The sequence below is a fragment of the Alphaproteobacteria bacterium genome, from assembly GCA_016699735.1.
Taxonomy (GTDB): Bacteria; Pseudomonadota; Alphaproteobacteria; order Micavibrionales; family Micavibrionaceae; genus JAGNKE01.
The window spans coordinates 1,236,339-1,252,417 of the sequence record CP065008.1; the positions used below are offsets into that span (position 1 = coordinate 1,236,339).

The following is a 16,079-nucleotide window of genomic DNA, read 5'->3' on the forward strand; positions in this document are numbered from 1 at the left end:
GTGATGCCCTCATGCGTTTTAAAAACATACCCGGCTTTGAAGATTTTGATCCAAGTGTTTTGTCACGTACGCGGCACACGCACTTCATGATCTTCGGAAACTTCTTTTTCCAGGATGACCCGTTCACCATGGACAGTCATCGCCGCCGCTTCAACTACAGAAGCGGGATAACCGAGGACTCTTTCCACGCCCTCGTTCACGACTTTTGTGAGCGCAGAAACCGCGAAGTCATCCTGGCGGCGGAGGATATCGCCATCATCCCCGGCGATCTGCACGACCTCGAACAGCTCAAGCGCGAAAACGGTACCCGTTTTTCCTATGACTTTGTCGATGCCAAAAGGGTGCAGGAGTATATTTCCTATACCCGCACCGTGGGCGGCATCCCCCAGTCCCAGTTCCGCGAAGCCCGCCTCGACGGGTAAGATATTGAAAAATAACAGAGTATGAACACCGCACCGCATACATTTTTTTGCGGCGCGAGCGCTTTTGTTATGTTAAAGTACTTGCACTAGGGGTGTTAGGAATCTCAAAGGGCAGGTGAGTTATGGCAAAACCACAGGACGCTTTTCTGAACGCCGCCACGCACGGGCCGGATTTTCTTGTCATTACGAACTTCGCGTATAATCAAAATCCCCGGACCGGAGCGCCGATCAATACCTATAGCGGCCTGTCGGAAGAATCCTTTGCCTTTATGGTCGCCGAAAGTGCAAAAGACAATGACGCCAGCGTCTACTATATGGACGGCAACACCGTCATCGTCAGAGGCTGGAATCAGAATCTTCAGAAAATTGAGGCCGATTGCGGCGACAGATTTTCCTACGGCTACTGCTCTGAGGAAGGGGCGCACAAAACCATCGAGCGTTGCCGCGAGGCCGCGCTCGAATCACCCGAAGACCGGGAATACCGCACCATCCCCGGCGCACAGGACCGGGTCCAGTTTCTGAATTAGGGAATTTTTTGAGCTTAAACGCCCACGGCGCAGGAGCATCTCCTGCGTCTTTTCTACTTCGCATCAAGTTTGTAAAGCCTCAGATATTCCGCAAGCGCATCGTTAGGATTGGCGGCAATCACCTTCCGGTAAAAGTGCTGCGCGATATCGTGACGGCCCGGCCATGGAAACTCCAGGACTTTCTGGCTGAAATTCACCAGATGGGCGCGGTCCTCGAGGCTGCCGTCAAAAGCCGCATCGTATGTGCAGATTTGTGTCTGAAGACCCTCATCGCCAGAAGAATGTGCAGGATAGTCGGAAATGCTTTCTGTCACGATGATTGCAATCTCCCGCCCGCAGGAAAGCGCTGCATCACCTTCGGAAACGGGCGCGATCCATGAAGTATCCGTCCGCAGGGACAACGCAATCCACGAAGCAGCCAGCGCAGCGCTGAGAATCAACAGGACGCGCAGATAATAACGGGCGGAAGAGGAAGAGTTCATGCCCGCTATTATAAAAACCTTAGCACAAAACCCAAAGCCCTAAATTATTGCAATAAATATGGAGACCCCCATGACCGAGCATATCAAGATGCCCGATGTGACGCCGCTCGTGCGTTACACCGCCAACGGCACGCAGACCATTTTCGCCTATCCCTTTCCAATTTTCGCCAGCGAGGACATGGCCGTTTATCTGAACGGCGCGAAACAGGCCAGCGGATTTATAATTAGCGGCGCGGGTCTGACCGCCGGAGGAACATTAACGTTCGATGCCGCGCCCGCCGTAAACACCATCATCACGCTGGCCCGTGAACTCCCCATCGAGCGCGTGACCGATTATCTGGAGGGCGGGGATTTTTCGGCCCAGTCGATCAACACCGAACTCGACTACCTCATCGCCGCGATCCAGCAGGTCAACCGCGAGAACGACACCATGCTCCGCTACGGCGATCATGAATCGCCGGGCGAAGTCAAAATCCCGGACCGCGCTATCCGTGTGAACAAGGCGCTGGGCTTTGACGGCAACGGCGACCCCGTGGCCGTAACCCTCGAAGGCTCCATGGCCGCCCCCAATTTCACGCCCAGCGGAACCGGCGCCGCCACGCGCACCAGCCACAATAAATTCTCCGACCTCATCAGCGTGAAGGATTTCGGCGCCATCGGCGACGGCGTGGCCAACGATACGAATGCCTTTATCAATGCCCTGGCGGCAGCGGACATGGTGTTCATCCCGAAGGGCGAGTACCGGATCACGGCGACCATCCGCCTGACCGCGCGCAAGAGCCTGTTCGGCGCGGGCCAGAAATCTGTTCTGAAAGCCTCCGCGAACACCTTCAACGTGATCGAGGTGGTGGAGGATTACGTGACGCTTTCTAACTTCCGCATCGAAGGCGGCGATATCGGGATAAAACTCTTCGGCCTCACGCGCCCCGTTGTGCAGACGTCGGTCAACGATATCACCATCGTCGCGCCCAAAACGGGCGTGCAGCTTGACGGCTATAACGACACGAATTTCCCCTGCTACTGGAATAATTTTTCCCGCGTGCTGGTCGAACAGCCCTCAATCAACGGCTTTCACCTGACGAAATCCGGAGCGGGCGACACGCCCAACGCCAACAAATTCTACGCCTGCCGCGCCTATTCACTCGGCGCGGACATTTCCGGTGCGGGATTTTATATCCAGCACGGCAGCTTCAACAACGCCTTCATCGACTGCGAGGCGAACGTGAAAGGCACGGCGCAGGGCTGCTTCATTATCGGCGCGAATTCCAACAAGACGCTGCTCATCAATCCTTATGCTGAAAGCTTTAACCTCGTCCCGAACATCAAACTCGATAACGGCTCGGTTGAAACGGCGATTTACAACCTGCTCTCCGCCAGCGACGGCTCGGCGATCTGGGATCTCTCGGGCGGGCAGTACACCGCCTACAACGCCGGCTTCCCGCACAAGAACAGGCTGCAGCGCACGACCGTAACGGACATGAACGCAACGCTCCAGCGTTTCGACACCGAATATATCGACGCCAGCGGAACCGTAAGCCTCGATCTCTCGCATTCCATGCATCTGGTTTCCTCCTTCGGCGGCGCATTGACTGTGGAACTGCCGGACGCCGGAGACGCGACAGGCGTCATGATGATGGTCAAGAAAATCGACTCCTCCAAAAACGTGATTACAATAACAGAGGAGTCCGGACCCGGCCCGGACGGTTCGCCCTTCTTCCTCGGCGCGGAAAACGATTATGTGATGATGCTCTCCAATGGCGCGGAATGGTTCGTCATCGCCTCCAACCGCTCACCGGGCAACACACGCTTTTTCGATGGTACAGGTACCTATGATATCGACATGGCGGTGGACACCTATCTGCTCTCCAGCTTCGGCGGTGCGCTGACCGCACGGCTCCCGCCCGCCAACGCCGCGAAATCCATCGGCCGCACAGTGACGATCAAGAAGACGGATGTCTCGGCCAACGCCGTCACCGTGACGGTGCAGGGCGGCACCGGGCCGGACAATTCCGCCCAACCGCTCTCAAGCCCCTACAGCGCCATCACCGTCGTCTCCGACGGCGGCCAGTGGTTCATCGTGAGCAAGCATTTGTAAGAGAGGTATTCAAGAGATGTTCGAAACGATCAGATCAGAATTGCGGCTCAGCGGCCGCGTGGGAAACAATCTGGAGAACCGCGAGGAGGACGTTTGGGAGGTCAGGCGCCGCCTGCACAGCGCCGGACATTTTGATCTCGGCACGCCGCCGGAACCGCACGGCTATATCACACGAAGCATGGACGCCGCCATCCGCTCCTTTCAAGGCGCGAAGGGTTTGCGTGTCGATGGCATCCTCAATCCCGGCGGGGAAACGGAAACCGCGCTCAGGAAAATCGCCGTGGCAGGTGAGGATGAATTTGTGCCGATCCCGAAACGCAAGCCCGCGCATCTGGACGCGACGGGCCGTTCAATCCGTGACGAGAAGCCGCAGGAGTACAAGTATCTGGACCTTGTGCCAAAGTCGAAGACCGATCTGTTTAAGGGCAGCCGGGCGCAGGAATGGGAGGACTGGAACGCGTTGCTGGAGCGGGATAAGGGGCTTGGCTCCGCTCATAGAAAGGCGTTTTCTGAGATCTATGCTTTTGAAGGAGGTATGCGTTCGCCCACCGGGGGCTCAGCCTGCGGAGGTATCGTCCAGAAAACTCTTAATGATCTGAAAAACGAAGGGTTTTTACCAGAACTTGCTTCAGGAAAAGAGAAAGTGAAAACATCCGACTTAACTCAAAGCCAAATACTGACTGTTTATAAAGCGTTTTTTAATGACAAGTTCAAAGGAGCAGCAATAACGGCAAAACTTGCCCCTGACAAAGGATACACGCTGTTAGACACGATCGGGGATGATGAGGTCGCAGCGGTATTTGCAGATACATTGTTTAGAAATAATGCCGGAGCAGTAATCGAAGCCATAAACAAAACCCTGTCAACGAACATGGTAAATGACTTTACGGCGGGAACGCAAACATTCAACAACCTCCGCACCATTGCAGAAGACCCGAAAAAAAAGAGGGATTTTCTTAATACGTTAGGGGAAATACGCGACGAAGAATTTTCTGATCCGGGAGATATAAATCGTCACGAATATTACAGGTTCAGGAACTAACACCCGTCATTCTGGCTCTTGCTGAAAAAAAATATCTATATAATTTGCTTCGTTCGAAAATTCATGAAAGCAGGTATCGGGAACAAGGAAACTCTGCAATCGCCAATATGCGGCATGTTTCTCCCTGGAAAATGTATAAATGCCGGTTCTTGGGCAAATATGAAGATCGTTTTTAAAAAGTTTGGCGGTTTCAATAAGACCCTCAAAAGTGAATGAGTTCTTCCTGATTTCCGTGATGGCCCCGTCGATTTTAAGATACCCGCCGCCGAAAGGATCATGAAGCCGGATACGGTAGTACCCCTCAAGCCCGCCATGAATGCGATATACACCATCCCGCTCATAGACAATGGCTTCGCCGAAATAACTATAGGAGCTTATATATCGGCAGCACAGATTGGTGTCGGTGAAATGATGTTTCCCTAAAAGCTGCCGAGCCTCTATCCGGCTCTCGATCAAGGTTTTTTTGATTTTTGGCGCGACCGCTTCTTTTTGCCCCTCCGCAGAAGACGGCAGTGATGTCTGCGTTGCCGCGCAGGCTGAAAGAAGAAAAATAACGGACAGGAACCTGAAGATACGGCAAAACATCACGCAGAAAATCTATCACAACCGTGGAGGAAGTAAAAGAGAAGGGAGATTGACGGGAGTCAGTGTGCGTAGTTTATTTGCAGGCGGGGGAATGGAAATGAAAAAGGCTCTTGGGATTTTGATTTTGTGCGTCATTGGCTTAACCGCCGCCCTCGCTCTGGCTTACGTCACCTTCACGCAAGGACTCTGGCGCTTCAACTATCCTGCTCATGGTCCAGGCAGAGTCCATGGCCTCGACGTCTCGCACCATCAGGGCGAGATCGGATGGCAGGAAATTCCAAAGCACGATTACGCCTTCGTCTATATCAAGGCCACGGAAGGCGGCGATTGGCGCGATCTTAAATTCGCCGAAAACTGGAAGCAGGCGAGAGCAAACGGATTTAAGACGGGTGCCTATCATTTCTATACGCTCTGCCGTCCCCCTTTAGAACAAGCGGAAAACTATATCGCCGCCGTGCCGCTGGAGCCGGATGCCCTGCCGCCCGCTGTCGATCTGGAGTTTGGCGGAAATTGCGGAAAGCGGCCGGCCAGGACAGAGTTCGAAGCCGGACTGGAGCAATTCATAGCAGCCCTGAAGGAACGCTATCGGCAGGAACCCGTACTTTATGCCACGGAGGAGTTTCACGCCGCCTATCTCGCGGGAACACACTTTGCCGGATACCCTCTATGGATCCGCAATATCTGGACGGCGCCGGATGAAACTAAATATCCGCGCTGGCACATCTGGCAATATGCCAACTACGCCCGCGTGAAGGGGATAGATGGCCCCGTCGATCTCAACGTCATGAGAGAGTAAGACGTGATCCGCTTGAATATGCGTCAGGGCTAAAACAGCCTTGTCGAATGAACTTGACACGCGCCAACGTCTGCTCTTGAGTCATAAAGTTACTTTAGAGATGAAATTTTAGGCTTTCCGAGCGTAGAACAACCGGAGCAAAGCATGAGCACATATTCTCAATTCGGATTTGGCAGCCCCCTGGGCGATAATTTTGTACGTCAGAATGAGGACGGCACCGCCACCCAGTTTTTCTGGACCACCGAGGGCGTAATAACAACCAAGGAATTTGACAGCACGGAACTCGAAAACCTCTTACGCACGATCCAGTATCACACGCTGTTCGACTCTGTGATGGATTACGCCTTTGCCACAGGGCAGGATTACCACATCGAAGCCGTGCATATTCTTGGAAACGGCGAGGATGACGAGGCCTATAACGGCCTGAACGATTACGTCGAGGCTGGTCTGGGCAACGATGTGATTTCAGCCGGAGACGGCCAGAACGAGGTTTATGGCGGCGACGGTGAGGATTTCATCATCGCCAGTCAGGGCGAAGACCTCCTTTTCGGTAACAAGGACGACGATAGCGTCCAAGGCGGCAGCAACAAGGATTACGTCTTCGGCGGCGGCGGCGCGGATTTCGTCAATGGCGGTCCGGGCGAGGACGTGATCTCGGGCGGTGCGGATGACGACATCCTGACCGGCGGCAACGGTCACGATATTATCTTCGATCTGTTCGGCAACAATAACATCAGCGGCCATGCGGGCGACGATTTTATCATCGCGGGCGATGGCGACGACACGATCAAGGGCGATCAGGGAGAGGATATCATCCATGCCGGCGGCGGCGCGGATTTTGTGCGCGGCGACGACGGCAACGATCATATCTTCGGCGGCGAAGGGGACGATACGCTTTACGGCGCCGCGGGCGATGACGTGATCTATGCCGATGCAGGTGACGATTACGTCAACGGTTATGGCGACAACGACATTATCTATGGCGGCGCGGGCAGCGATAATCTGCATGGCGATGCCGGTAATGACAAACTTTACGCGGACGATCCAACCGCTCCCGGCGTCCCCAGCGATGACAAGCTTCTGGGCGGCGCGGGCGAGGATGAGCTTTACGGCGGCTATGGCCGCGATCTGCTTAAGGGCGGCCTCGATGACGATCTTCTGGCGGCCAGAGGTCACGGCCAGAGCGTGATGTGGGGCGAACAGGGAAACGACACCTTCGCCTTCGATGGTCTACCCGAGGGCAAGGCGCATCAGATCAAGGATTTCACCTTCGGCGAGGATGTCATCAACATCAGCGACCTGCTTGAGGGCTTCGACCCGCTGACCAGCAGCATCGACCACTTCGTCCGCATCTTCTTCCGCGACGCGGGCCGTACTGATCTCAAGGTCAACGTGGACGGAACCGGAGACGATTGGATCCCCGTAGTCTCCGTTCTCGCGGACTTCACAGGCACCAGCCCCGGCATCATGCGGGCATCCGGTGATCTGGTGGCCGATCATAAATTGTTCACCGGCGACGTGGTGTAAGTCGAAACTGCGACCGTACGTTAAAGGCTTGGCGGGGACTCTTGCCAAGCCTTATCTTTTTAAGTCCGCCAGAATAAATCACCATAAACAAGAACGGAGACTTCATGCCCACACTTGAAAGCGGGATGCGAACGCGCATCGCCAAATTTTTACCCCGCGCTCTTGAAACCGCGCTGCTGTCCTACCACGAATTCGCCGAGGAACAGGCCACCGCCCCGGACAGCGAAGACGAAAAAAAGGACGATAAAGCGAAGACTTTTAAGGCCCACCACGACGCCTGCAAGATTGCCTTGGCGCATATCCAGCTTCTGATTGATCTTGCTCGCTGGGCCGATCTGCCCGACCCGGAAATCGAAGACGAAAACGCCGAACGCACCCTGCGGATGCTCCTCGAAAACGCGGAGGCGGAGGTGGATGCAAATAAAAATAAGACATTAATTTAGCTGAAAATTAGTGTTATAAAAAAAGTTGAATTAAAGAAATCTCGACGGAAAAGCACGATGAGTAATGAAACACTTAAGCAAGTGATTAAGAAGTGGGGCGCAGACATATATAATTACAACGGCCCGGTCACAAGAGATCATGCTTATTTTTTCTATGAGGTTGTAGCTGCCAACAAATCGCAGGAAAATAAAACCGCAATACTTTTTCTTAAAACAGGTGGTGGTGATGCAGATGCTGCCTACATAATATCAAGAACCCTGCAGTCGCTGTATGAGAAAGTGATTGTGGCCGTAACAGAACGCTGCAAGAGCGCTGGGACAATCATAGCGATTAGTGCTCATGAATTGTATATGGCAGGTATGGCGGAGTTTGGCCCTCTCGATGTTCAGATGCTTAAGGATGACGAAATACAAGCCAGAAGTTCAGGTCTTGATGTCATGCAGGGGCTTAGCTCTGCTCAAAGTGCTGCATTTGAGGCCTTTGAGCACTTCTTTCTTAGTTTAGTACAAAAATCTGAGGGAAGAATATCCACTAAAACAGCATCAGAGATAGCCCTTCAACTAGCAGCAGAGCTTTACAAGCCTATAACGGCTCAAATTGATCCCGTAAGGTTGGGAGAGACGCAGAGATCAATAGATATAGCAAGAGCATATGGCGAAAAGCTTGCAAATGTATCAAATAACTTGCATGAGGGTGCTTTAATGAGGCTTATTGGTGGCTATCCAAGCCATTCCTATGTGATTGATTTGCTTGAAGCTAAGGAAATATTTAAGAATGTGTCTCCAATGGATGATAGCTTTTTAGCTCTCGGCAAGTTACTATTAGAGCGCAATGGAGTTTTTTGTCTCAACAGAAATATTAGGCAAAACCATGAAAGACCAAATGACTCACCCACAAAACAAAACAACAACGATCCTCGAGAAGATAATTCAGAGACAAATGCTGTCAACACAGCAGACTCTGCAGGAGATAAACAAGAAGATAAAAGAGAACATGGATGACTTAGAGGAGTTTAAAAAGAGCGCAAAAAAGCAATCTCTGAAGGACTGCATCCAACTGTAAATTGAAGGAATTGTCGTTACAAAAGCCCGCTGTATGCGGGCTTTTTTTTATTGGATCAGAAATGGAAAAAATCAAACAATGCCCCCTCCCGCTTTTCCTCGTCCTCTGGAACCAGAGGCAGGGGCAGAAAACCCCGGCGCTGCATCTGCGGATGGCGGAGTGGCTGGAGCAGGCGAGAGAACAGGACAAAACGCGCCTCCTGCTCATGGCCTTCCGCAGCGCAGGCAAAAGCACGGTGGCGGGGATTTTCGCGGCGTGGCTTTTGTATCGCAATCGGGATTTGCGTATCCTTGTTTTGGCGGCGGATGACGCGCTGGCGAGAAAGATGGTCAGAAACGTCAAGCGCATCATCGAGCGCCACCCGCTGACCGCGCACCTAAAGCCGCGCAACGCCGATCAGTGGGCCGCCGACCGTTTCACCATCCGCAGAAATCTGGAACTGCGCGACCCCTCCATGCTCGCCCGTGGCCTGACCGCCAACGCGACGGGCAGCCGCGCCGATATCATCATCTACGACGACGTGGAGGTGCCTGCGACCTGCGACACGGCGGGAAAGCGCGAGGACTTGCGCGAGAGACTCTCCGAGACCGCCTACATTCTCAGCCCCGGCGGAACGCAGCTTTATCTGGGCACCCCGCATCATTACTGCTCGATCTATGCCGATCAGCCGAGAGCGGAGCAGGGAGAGGAGCGGGAATTTCTGCACGGCTTCGAACGTCTTGTTCTGCCCATCATGGATGAAGATGAAAAAAGCCTCTGGCCGGAACGTTTTTCGCCCGAAGATATCAAGCGCCTGAAAATCGCAACGGGTCCGAACAGGTTTGAATCGCAGATGATGCTTCGCCCCGTGAACAGCGTGGAGGGTCGCCTCGATCCATCCGCATTGCAAATCTATAACGATGAACTGGATTATACCCGCGAACTCGGCGCGCTCTTGATCGGCGCAAAAAAAATGCTCTCGGCCAGCGCATGGTGGGATCCGGCCTTCGGCAAATCCTCCGGCGATAAAAGCGTTCTCGCAATAGTCTTCGCGGACGGGGAGGGGAGCTATTACCTCCATCACCTCGAATATATCGCCTTGAAACAAAAATCCGAAGAAGACGAAGCCACGCAGCAATGCAAGATCGTCGCCGCTCTTTCAAAAGCACATCTCTTGCCCAGCGTAACGGTGGAGATCAACGGCATCGGCCGCTTCCTGCCCAACATCCTGCGCCGCGAGATGGCGCGGGAGAATATCCCGTGCAGTGTGCTGGAGGTCAGCAGCACCCGCCCGAAGGACATAAGAATTCTCGAAGCTTTCGAGACGCTTCTGGCTTCGCGCCGGCTGCACGTATACAGGCAGGTTCTGAAAACGCCTTTTGCTATGGAGATGCGCGAATGGCGCCCCGGCGGTAAGGGGCAGGATGACGGGCTGGACGCCGTTTCGGGCGCGTTATCCCTGCAGCCCGACAGGTTAGGGCGCTTCCCGCGTAAAGGCGGCCATATCTGGATGGGAAAACTCGCGCCCCATAAGGCGGACACGGACTTTAAGGTGTGATTGGCGGAAGCAAAAATCTGGTGTAATCTCCTCCCCTTGCAAGGAAGAAGGGCATGAAAGTCAAAGACCTCCTTAATTCGAGAATAGAGCCGGAAGTGGTCTTGAAGTGGACGCTGAATCTCTCGCTGGAACTGGTCGTCTGTGGGCTTTTACTGGGCGGCATCATCGGGGTGCTGTTTTTCTGGCGCGTTGGCCGCCCCGCCAAGCACCGCGCTGTCATCGGCGCTTTCACAGGATTTTTCCTATCCATCTTCGGCGTTCTGGCGCTGCTGATCTTCGCCGAGCTGTATCAGTTTCTGGCCCTTTAGAAGATAAAACCATCGGCACACACGGCCCGCCTGCGCGGGCCTTTTTTATTTGGAGCAAACACATGACATTTCTCTCTGAGGATCTGCTCTGGTGGATCACCGTGATCGACCTGCCCGCGCTGGCTGGACTGTTTTGGATGATCGGGCGCACCCGCGAACAAAGCGAGGAGGCGATCGGCCACCTCCACCAGCGCCTCGACCACCGCAGCGAGCAGCTCCGCGAGGCGCTGAACGCCTTCAAGCTGGAGGTCGCAAAAACCTACGCCTCTCAGGGCGATCTCCGCGCCCTCGAACGGCGTCTTGTCGAGCATTTGCTTCGCATTGAAGCGAAACTCGACGCCACCGCGCTGAAGGCCGAAAGCCTGCTCGGCGCCCAGCAAAGCAACACATAAAAAAGGAAAACATCATGAAAAAACCCAAACTGACGCCCCTGAAAGGGGGCAAGTCGGGCGGCCCCGGCACGTCTGACCAGGATAAAGAAGACCGCGATCGCGAGATGCAGGAATTCTTCAACCGCGTCACCGTGGACGTTCTCGCCCGCACCTTGTGGGGCGAGGCACGGGGCGAGGGCACGGAAGGACTTCAGGCCGTGGCCAGCGTCGTCCTCAACCGTGTGAAGATCGCGCAAAAACGCGGCAAATTCTGGTGGGGCAATACGATCATTCAGGTCTGCCAGAAACCCTACCAGTTTTCCTGCTGGAACCGCTCCGACCCCTCGTTCAAGAGACTTCAGGAAGTGGATGAAAGAAATCTTTATTTCGCCACGTCCCTGCGTATCGCCCGCCGCGCCGTCGCCGGGGTGCTGGAGGATATCACCCACGGCGCAACGCACTACCACGCGAATTACGTCAAACCTTACTGGGCGAAGGGGCAGGAACCCGTCGCCACCATCGGCAACCACATTTTCTACAAACTCGTTGAAGGATAAAACCCATGAAAAACTTTTTGAGAAATCTGCTTTCGAACATCAAGGCCGGACTGCGCCTTCTCTGGGAAAAGATCAAATCGCTCTTCGCCCGCATCGGCGCAAAATTCAAACGCGCCTTTAACAGGCTCCGCACAAAATTTTCGGGCAAGGAGTGATCGCGATGGTCTCCGCCCTTGTCTCGAAAATCGGCGTCCCGATCCTCATCGCCATCCTCTCCGAAGTGCTGGGGGAGGTAGACAACCCCGCCGCAAAAACCGCCTCAAAAGCCTTGGCAAAGGTGGACGAAGCCCTGAAAACGGGAGGCATCACGCCCGAACAGCTCGCCGAGGCCAACCGCCACGCCGAACGCATGGCCGAACTCCAGCTGGAGGATTTCAAATCCGCCCTCGCGGAGGTCAACCAGTCCCTGCGCGCCGAAGTCGCCTCGGAGGATGGGTACGTCCGCCGGATGCGCCCCACCTTCGGCTATCTCATGGCGCTCACATGGGCGGCGCAGATGTTTGCGATTGCCTATGTCATCGTCTTTGATACGGATAAAGCCGGGGTCGTCATGGCCTCGATGGGGTCATTAAGCGCGATCTGGGCGGTGGGCCTCTCCGTTCTGGGCATCTACGTCTACCGCCGCAGCGACGACAAGCAGCTCCTCGGCGCGGCGAAGGAGGTCATTTTTTGGGAGCCGAGGGGGAAAAATAAATAACCGTACTAATATATTTTTCGTACTCAAAGCGCTTATTAATAACCAAAGCTTGTCTACAGCTACATCTACTAGTACAATTACGCTATGGTATGTATCCTTTTTGCACACACTCCGCAGTTCCTTTACAAAAATTAACAGATTGAAATTAATCGTGCCGTCATGAGTAAAGAAGTTGTTTATGAAAATCCCCCTCTGATTGAGGTTATTTGTGAATTAAGGTGGCCATTAAAAGTTTATAGGCAGTACGGTAATCAGCCTATCGATAAATATTATCACGATTACGAGAGTGAATTTTCTTCTTTTATATCTGAAAAAGGATACAAGGAAGTCCAGAGCCGTATCCCCGCTGATATGCCTGTGGAGATTTTGGGGAGTGCTCCAGTGCTCCAGTTAAGGAAAGAGAAAGACACTTGGCCCCTTTTTCAAATAGGTCCAGGACTTTTTACCGCTAATACAGTACCACCATACAATGGCTGGTCTAGTTTTCGTAATGATTTTCATTTAGGACTGGAAGCCCTATATAAAAGCTATCCAGCAGCATCTAGTCTTCTTAAATTTTCTCAAATGGAACTTCGTTACATTAATGGTTTTGATGAAAAATTTGATTACTCTCCAGAAAACTTCAGAGACTACTCCAAGCATGAGTTTGGGTTCGGTTTCTCTCTGTCTGAAGCAATAGAAAAATCCGCTGTTGAAAGGGAAAAAATAGCGTTTATTAGCTCCTTTAATTTCGATTTAAAGGATATTAAAGATAGTCTTGCTAATATTAAAATTGCAAAAGGGCAGCAAAAAAATAAGGATTCTCTGATTTTAGAATTAGGAATAACCAAAAAATTCAAAGAATCTACCATTCAAGAACAAGAAGATGTAGCCAAATGGTTTGATGATGCGCATAGAGTTATAAGCAGATGGTTTGATATGAGTGTAAGTAAAAAAATTAGAGAAAAGATGGGTAAGACAAAAACAATAGAGGTTAATAATTAAATGTTAGTTCCAGACGCTATCGTAAATCAAATGCTACTTGCAAAAAAAACAAGTACTGCGTCTACGGACTTTTCCTGGGACAGCGAAGAAGAACTGCAAATTGAAGATAGTGTAGCTTGTGAAATAACGTATGGTTTAGAAAGGTATATTGTTTCAAATAGTTGGAAGAATTTCCGTGCTCATCACACTGCAGAAGAATCATGGAAAATAAGAGGACGCGCACATGAAGAATATGAGCTACTTACTGGATTTATGCGAATTAGTACAAACGTTGTGCCAAAAGATTCTATAGATATTTTCATAGACAACACCTTGTCCGTCCAATCTTTTATTGGAGCATTTGAGAATTTACTAAAAGCAAGTAAGCCATCCAATAAATATTGGAGGCCTTATGAGAAATTAGGTGGCTTCGGTACTGTTACCTCTAAAAAACAAAAAGAAACGGTAGAGGTAGATGCAAAGAAGAGTCTTCTGGATGATTTATTGTCTTTTAGCGAGGCAGTTCCAAAAGAGGCATGGGATGAAGTGCCCAAAGATTTGGCTGAAAATCTAGACCAATATTTATATTGTGAAAACAAGGATAAATAAATGACTCGGGCAGTATTTGTTGATGCTTGTTTTTGGATAGCATTATTTCAAAAAAACTCCTCACTTCACGAAATTGCAAAAAAACTAGGTAATTATCTTGAAGGAAGAGTTGTTACTAGCGAGATGGTTCTTGTAGAGTTTTTGACCTCATTCGCAGGCTATAGCGAGCAAATGAAGACGCAAATTTATCTTTTTGTAAGAAAACTACAAGAATCTGAAAATGTTGAGATTGTTCCGCAAACATCTGATCTTTTCGAAGAGGCATTTAACCTTCTAGAAAACAGAAAAGATAAAACATGGTCATTAACAGACTGCGCTTCGTTTTTGATAATGGAACATCAGGGTATGCAAGAGGCTCTTACTGAAGATGTGCATTTTGAGCAGAATAATTACAGAGCACTTATGAGAGCAAGTTAAGTAAAACTAAGTTTTTCTTAATTGTATTCCATATAGCCATCCCCCTGAAAATGCGGTAATATTCCCTCCGTACGTTCGTACGCCCAAACTGATTTCATAACACGCCGCCCATCCGCTCGTTCAGGGAGACCCGCCATGTCCAAAAAAACACCCATCACGGTTGCCAGAGGCGACGGCATCGGCCCGGAAATCATGGACGCGACGCTGGATATCCTGACCGCCGCCGGGGCCGCGCTGGACATCGAGGAGATCGAGATCGGCAAGGCGGTCTATGAGCGCGGCATTATGAACGGCATCGAGCCGAAATCTTGGGACTCCCTGCACCGCACGAAAGTCTTCCTCAAAGCCCCCATCACCACGCCGCAGGGCGGGGGCTTCAAATCCCTCAACGTCACGGTCAGAAAGGCGCTGGGCCTGTTCGCGAATGTCCGCCCCTGCGTGGCCTATCATCCTTACGTCAAAACCCACTTTCCCGAAATGGACCTCGTCATCGTCCGCGAGAACGAAGAGGATCTGTACGCCGGGATCGAACACCGCCAGACGCAGGACGTGATCCAGTCCCTGAAGCTCATCTCCCGCCCCGGGTCCGAGCGCATCGTCCGCTACGCTTTTGAATATGCCCGCGCCAACGGCAGGAAAAAGGTCACCTGCATGGCCAAGGACAACATCATGAAGATGGCCGACGGCCTGTTCCACGCGGTCTTCGACGAGATCGGCAAGGAATATCCGGATATCCAGCAGGAATTCTATATCATAGACATCGGCACGGCGCGTATCGCCGCCCGCCCCGGCGCGTTCGACGTGATCGTGACGGAAAACCTTTACGGCGATATTATTTCAGACGTGGCCGTTGAAGTGACCGGGTCGGTCGGGCTCGGCGGCTCCTGTAATATCGGCACCGATTTCGGGATGTTCGAGGCCGTCCACGGCTCCGCGCCCGATATCGCGGGCAAGGGCATCGCTAACCCCTCCGGCCTGCTGCTCGGCGCCATCCTGATGCTCAACCATATCGGCCAGAACCCGATCGCTACCAAGGTCCATAACGCGTGGTACAAGACCATCGAGGACGGGATTCATACAGGCGATATCTATGATTCCGACTTCAGCAAGCAGAAGGTCGGTACGGCGGACTTCGCCAGGGCCGTGATCGACCGTCTCGGTCAGAACCCCAAGAAGTTCGGCACGGTGGATTACGGGCAGGGGTCCGGCAAGGGGCTGGTCCTGCCGCCCCTTAAATCCGTCCCCAAAGAGAAAAAGGAACTGGTCGGTGCCGATATCTTCCTCGACTGGCAGGGAAAACCCGAGGATCTGGCCACCAAACTCAAGACCGCCCTCGTCAAGGGGCTGGAACTGAGCGTCATTTCCAACCGGGGGGTCAAGGTCTGGCCGGACGGGCAGCCCGGAACCTTCTGTTCCGACCACTGGTGCGTCCGCTTTACGGGCAAGGGGGTCAGCCATGTCCTTGTTTTACAACAGCTTGCCAACCTCGAAAAAGCGGGGGTAGACTTCATCAAGCTGGAAAACCTCTATACGTTTAACGGGAAATCCGGCTTTACGGTTGCACAGGGCGAATGAAAACGGCTATGGTTTGCGTAATATTGGTTAGTGAACAGTAACAGTCACAAAGATTAAACAAAA

Annotated in this window: 20 protein-coding genes; 18 read left to right on the plus strand and 2 right to left on the minus strand. The window is 52.4% G+C overall.

What is annotated here, in order from left to right; genetic code table 11:
• Positions 1–11: 11 nt before the first annotated feature.
• Together IPN28_05980 and IPN28_05985 are read left to right on the plus strand one after the other, a co-directional pair.
• Positions 12–422, plus strand: coding sequence for a hypothetical protein (locus IPN28_05980; protein ID QQS58362.1), 411 nt, complete (start codon positions 12–14; stop codon positions 420–422).
• Positions 423–544: 122 nt separating this feature from the next.
• Complete coding sequence (locus IPN28_05985) at positions 545–949, plus strand: hypothetical protein (GenBank protein QQS58363.1); 405 nt, start codon at positions 545–547, stop codon at positions 947–949.
• 53 nt (positions 950–1,002) lie between these two features.
• Here IPN28_05985 and IPN28_05990 read toward each other — a convergent pair whose 3' ends face one another.
• Positions 1,003–1,431 carry a hypothetical protein gene (locus tag IPN28_05990; GenBank protein QQS58364.1) on the minus strand — a complete coding sequence of 143 codons (429 nt, stop codon included), beginning with the start codon at positions 1,429–1,431 and terminating at the stop codon, positions 1,003–1,005.
• Positions 1,432–1,501: 70 nt separating this feature from the next.
• On the opposite strand from IPN28_05990, the gene IPN28_05995 reads away from it, so the two are divergent.
• Together IPN28_05995 and IPN28_06000 are read left to right on the plus strand one after the other, a co-directional pair.
• Positions 1,502–3,526 carry a hypothetical protein gene (locus tag IPN28_05995; GenBank protein QQS58365.1) on the plus strand — a complete coding sequence of 675 codons (2,025 nt, stop codon included), beginning with the start codon at positions 1,502–1,504 and terminating at the stop codon, positions 3,524–3,526.
• 16 nt (positions 3,527–3,542) lie between these two features.
• Positions 3,543–4,568 carry a peptidoglycan-binding protein gene (locus tag IPN28_06000; GenBank protein QQS58366.1) on the plus strand — a complete coding sequence of 342 codons (1,026 nt, stop codon included), beginning with the start codon at positions 3,543–3,545 and terminating at the stop codon, positions 4,566–4,568.
• 6 nt (positions 4,569–4,574) lie between these two features.
• Here IPN28_06000 and IPN28_06005 read toward each other — a convergent pair whose 3' ends face one another.
• Entirely contained in the window at positions 4,575–5,024 is a 450-nt protein-coding gene (locus tag IPN28_06005; protein ID QQS58367.1) for a hypothetical protein, read from the minus strand.
• A gap of 226 nt (positions 5,025–5,250) precedes the next feature.
• On the opposite strand from IPN28_06005, the gene IPN28_06010 reads away from it, so the two are divergent.
• The 14 genes from IPN28_06010 (at position 5,251) to IPN28_06075 (ending at position 16,016) form a co-directional block, all read left to right on the plus strand.
• Positions 5,251–5,949 (plus strand): lysozyme, encoded by a 699-nt coding sequence (locus IPN28_06010; protein QQS58368.1) that lies wholly within the window; start codon positions 5,251–5,253, stop codon positions 5,947–5,949.
• 144 nt (positions 5,950–6,093) lie between these two features.
• The gene (locus IPN28_06015; GenBank protein ID QQS58369.1) at positions 6,094–7,476 is read left to right on the plus strand and encodes a type I secretion C-terminal target domain-containing protein; all 1,383 of its coding nucleotides are present in this window, start codon (positions 6,094–6,096) and stop codon (positions 7,474–7,476) included.
• A 104-nt stretch (positions 7,477–7,580) separates the two neighbouring features.
• Complete coding sequence (locus IPN28_06020; GenBank protein ID QQS58370.1) at positions 7,581–7,919, plus strand: hypothetical protein; 339 nt, start codon at positions 7,581–7,583, stop codon at positions 7,917–7,919.
• Positions 7,920–7,976: 57 nt separating this feature from the next.
• On the plus strand, positions 7,977–8,921 hold the full coding sequence (locus IPN28_06025) for a SppA protein (protein ID QQS58548.1): 945 nt from the start codon (positions 7,977–7,979) through the stop codon (positions 8,919–8,921).
• Between the two features lie 122 nt (positions 8,922–9,043).
• Entirely contained in the window at positions 9,044–10,519 is a 1,476-nt protein-coding gene (gene terL / locus IPN28_06030) for a phage terminase large subunit (GenBank protein QQS58371.1), read from the plus strand.
• Between the two features lie 53 nt (positions 10,520–10,572).
• Positions 10,573–10,827, plus strand: a complete 255-nt coding sequence (locus tag IPN28_06035; protein ID QQS58372.1) for a hypothetical protein — start codon at positions 10,573–10,575, stop codon at positions 10,825–10,827.
• 62 nt (positions 10,828–10,889) lie between these two features.
• Positions 10,890–11,219 (plus strand): hypothetical protein, encoded by a 330-nt coding sequence (locus IPN28_06040; protein ID QQS58373.1) that lies wholly within the window; start codon positions 10,890–10,892, stop codon positions 11,217–11,219.
• A 104-nt stretch (positions 11,220–11,323) separates the two neighbouring features.
• Positions 11,324–11,755, plus strand: a complete 432-nt coding sequence (locus IPN28_06045) for a cell wall hydrolase (protein ID QQS58549.1) — start codon at positions 11,324–11,326, stop codon at positions 11,753–11,755.
• A gap of 5 nt (positions 11,756–11,760) precedes the next feature.
• Positions 11,761–11,910: a hypothetical protein gene (locus tag IPN28_06050; protein QQS58374.1), complete on the plus strand. Its 150-nt coding sequence runs from the start codon at positions 11,761–11,763 to the stop codon at positions 11,908–11,910.
• Positions 11,911–11,915: 5 nt separating this feature from the next.
• Positions 11,916–12,452: a ribokinase gene (locus tag IPN28_06055; protein QQS58375.1), complete on the plus strand. Its 537-nt coding sequence runs from the start codon at positions 11,916–11,918 to the stop codon at positions 12,450–12,452.
• Between the two features lie 159 nt (positions 12,453–12,611).
• Positions 12,612–13,436, plus strand: coding sequence for a TIGR04255 family protein (locus IPN28_06060; GenBank protein ID QQS58376.1), 825 nt, complete (start codon positions 12,612–12,614; stop codon positions 13,434–13,436).
• Positions 13,437–14,024, plus strand: coding sequence for a hypothetical protein (locus IPN28_06065; GenBank protein QQS58377.1), 588 nt, complete (start codon positions 13,437–13,439; stop codon positions 14,022–14,024).
• Positions 14,025–14,441 (plus strand): type II toxin-antitoxin system VapC family toxin, encoded by a 417-nt coding sequence (locus tag IPN28_06070; GenBank protein QQS58378.1) that lies wholly within the window; start codon positions 14,025–14,027, stop codon positions 14,439–14,441.
• 135 nt (positions 14,442–14,576) lie between these two features.
• Positions 14,577–16,016 (plus strand): NADP-dependent isocitrate dehydrogenase, encoded by a 1,440-nt coding sequence (locus IPN28_06075; protein ID QQS58379.1) that lies wholly within the window; start codon positions 14,577–14,579, stop codon positions 16,014–16,016.
• Positions 16,017–16,079 lie beyond the last annotated feature (63 nt).

Coding starts and splice junctions, on each gene's coding strand:
- IPN28_06055 (QQS58375.1), top strand. CDS start 11,916: ATGGTCTCCGCCCTTGTCTCGAAAATCGGCGTCCCGATCCTCATCGCC.
- IPN28_06020 (QQS58370.1), top strand. CDS start 7,581: ATGCCCACACTTGAAAGCGGGATGCGAACGCGCATCGCCAAATTTTTA.
- IPN28_06040 (QQS58373.1), top strand. CDS start 10,890: ATGACATTTCTCTCTGAGGATCTGCTCTGGTGGATCACCGTGATCGAC.
- IPN28_06065 (QQS58377.1), top strand. CDS start 13,437: ATGTTAGTTCCAGACGCTATCGTAAATCAAATGCTACTTGCAAAAAAA.
- IPN28_06075 (QQS58379.1), top strand. CDS start 14,577: ATGTCCAAAAAAACACCCATCACGGTTGCCAGAGGCGACGGCATCGGC.
- IPN28_06015 (QQS58369.1), top strand. CDS start 6,094: ATGAGCACATATTCTCAATTCGGATTTGGCAGCCCCCTGGGCGATAAT.
- IPN28_06060 (QQS58376.1), top strand. CDS start 12,612: ATGAGTAAAGAAGTTGTTTATGAAAATCCCCCTCTGATTGAGGTTATT.
- IPN28_05990 (QQS58364.1), bottom strand. CDS start 1,431: ATGAACTCTTCCTCTTCCGCCCGTTATTATCTGCGCGTCCTGTTGATT.
- IPN28_06000 (QQS58366.1), top strand. CDS start 3,543: ATGTTCGAAACGATCAGATCAGAATTGCGGCTCAGCGGCCGCGTGGGA.
- IPN28_06010 (QQS58368.1), top strand. CDS start 5,251: ATGAAAAAGGCTCTTGGGATTTTGATTTTGTGCGTCATTGGCTTAACC.
- IPN28_06070 (QQS58378.1), top strand. CDS start 14,025: ATGACTCGGGCAGTATTTGTTGATGCTTGTTTTTGGATAGCATTATTT.
- IPN28_06035 (QQS58372.1), top strand. CDS start 10,573: ATGAAAGTCAAAGACCTCCTTAATTCGAGAATAGAGCCGGAAGTGGTC.
- IPN28_05985 (QQS58363.1), top strand. CDS start 545: ATGGCAAAACCACAGGACGCTTTTCTGAACGCCGCCACGCACGGGCCG.
- IPN28_06025 (QQS58548.1), top strand. CDS start 7,977: ATGAGTAATGAAACACTTAAGCAAGTGATTAAGAAGTGGGGCGCAGAC.
- IPN28_06045 (QQS58549.1), top strand. CDS start 11,324: ATGCAGGAATTCTTCAACCGCGTCACCGTGGACGTTCTCGCCCGCACC.
- IPN28_05995 (QQS58365.1), top strand. CDS start 1,502: ATGACCGAGCATATCAAGATGCCCGATGTGACGCCGCTCGTGCGTTAC.
- IPN28_06050 (QQS58374.1), top strand. CDS start 11,761: ATGAAAAACTTTTTGAGAAATCTGCTTTCGAACATCAAGGCCGGACTG.
- IPN28_05980 (QQS58362.1), top strand. CDS start 12: ATGCGTTTTAAAAACATACCCGGCTTTGAAGATTTTGATCCAAGTGTT.
- terL (QQS58371.1), top strand. CDS start 9,044: ATGGAAAAAATCAAACAATGCCCCCTCCCGCTTTTCCTCGTCCTCTGG.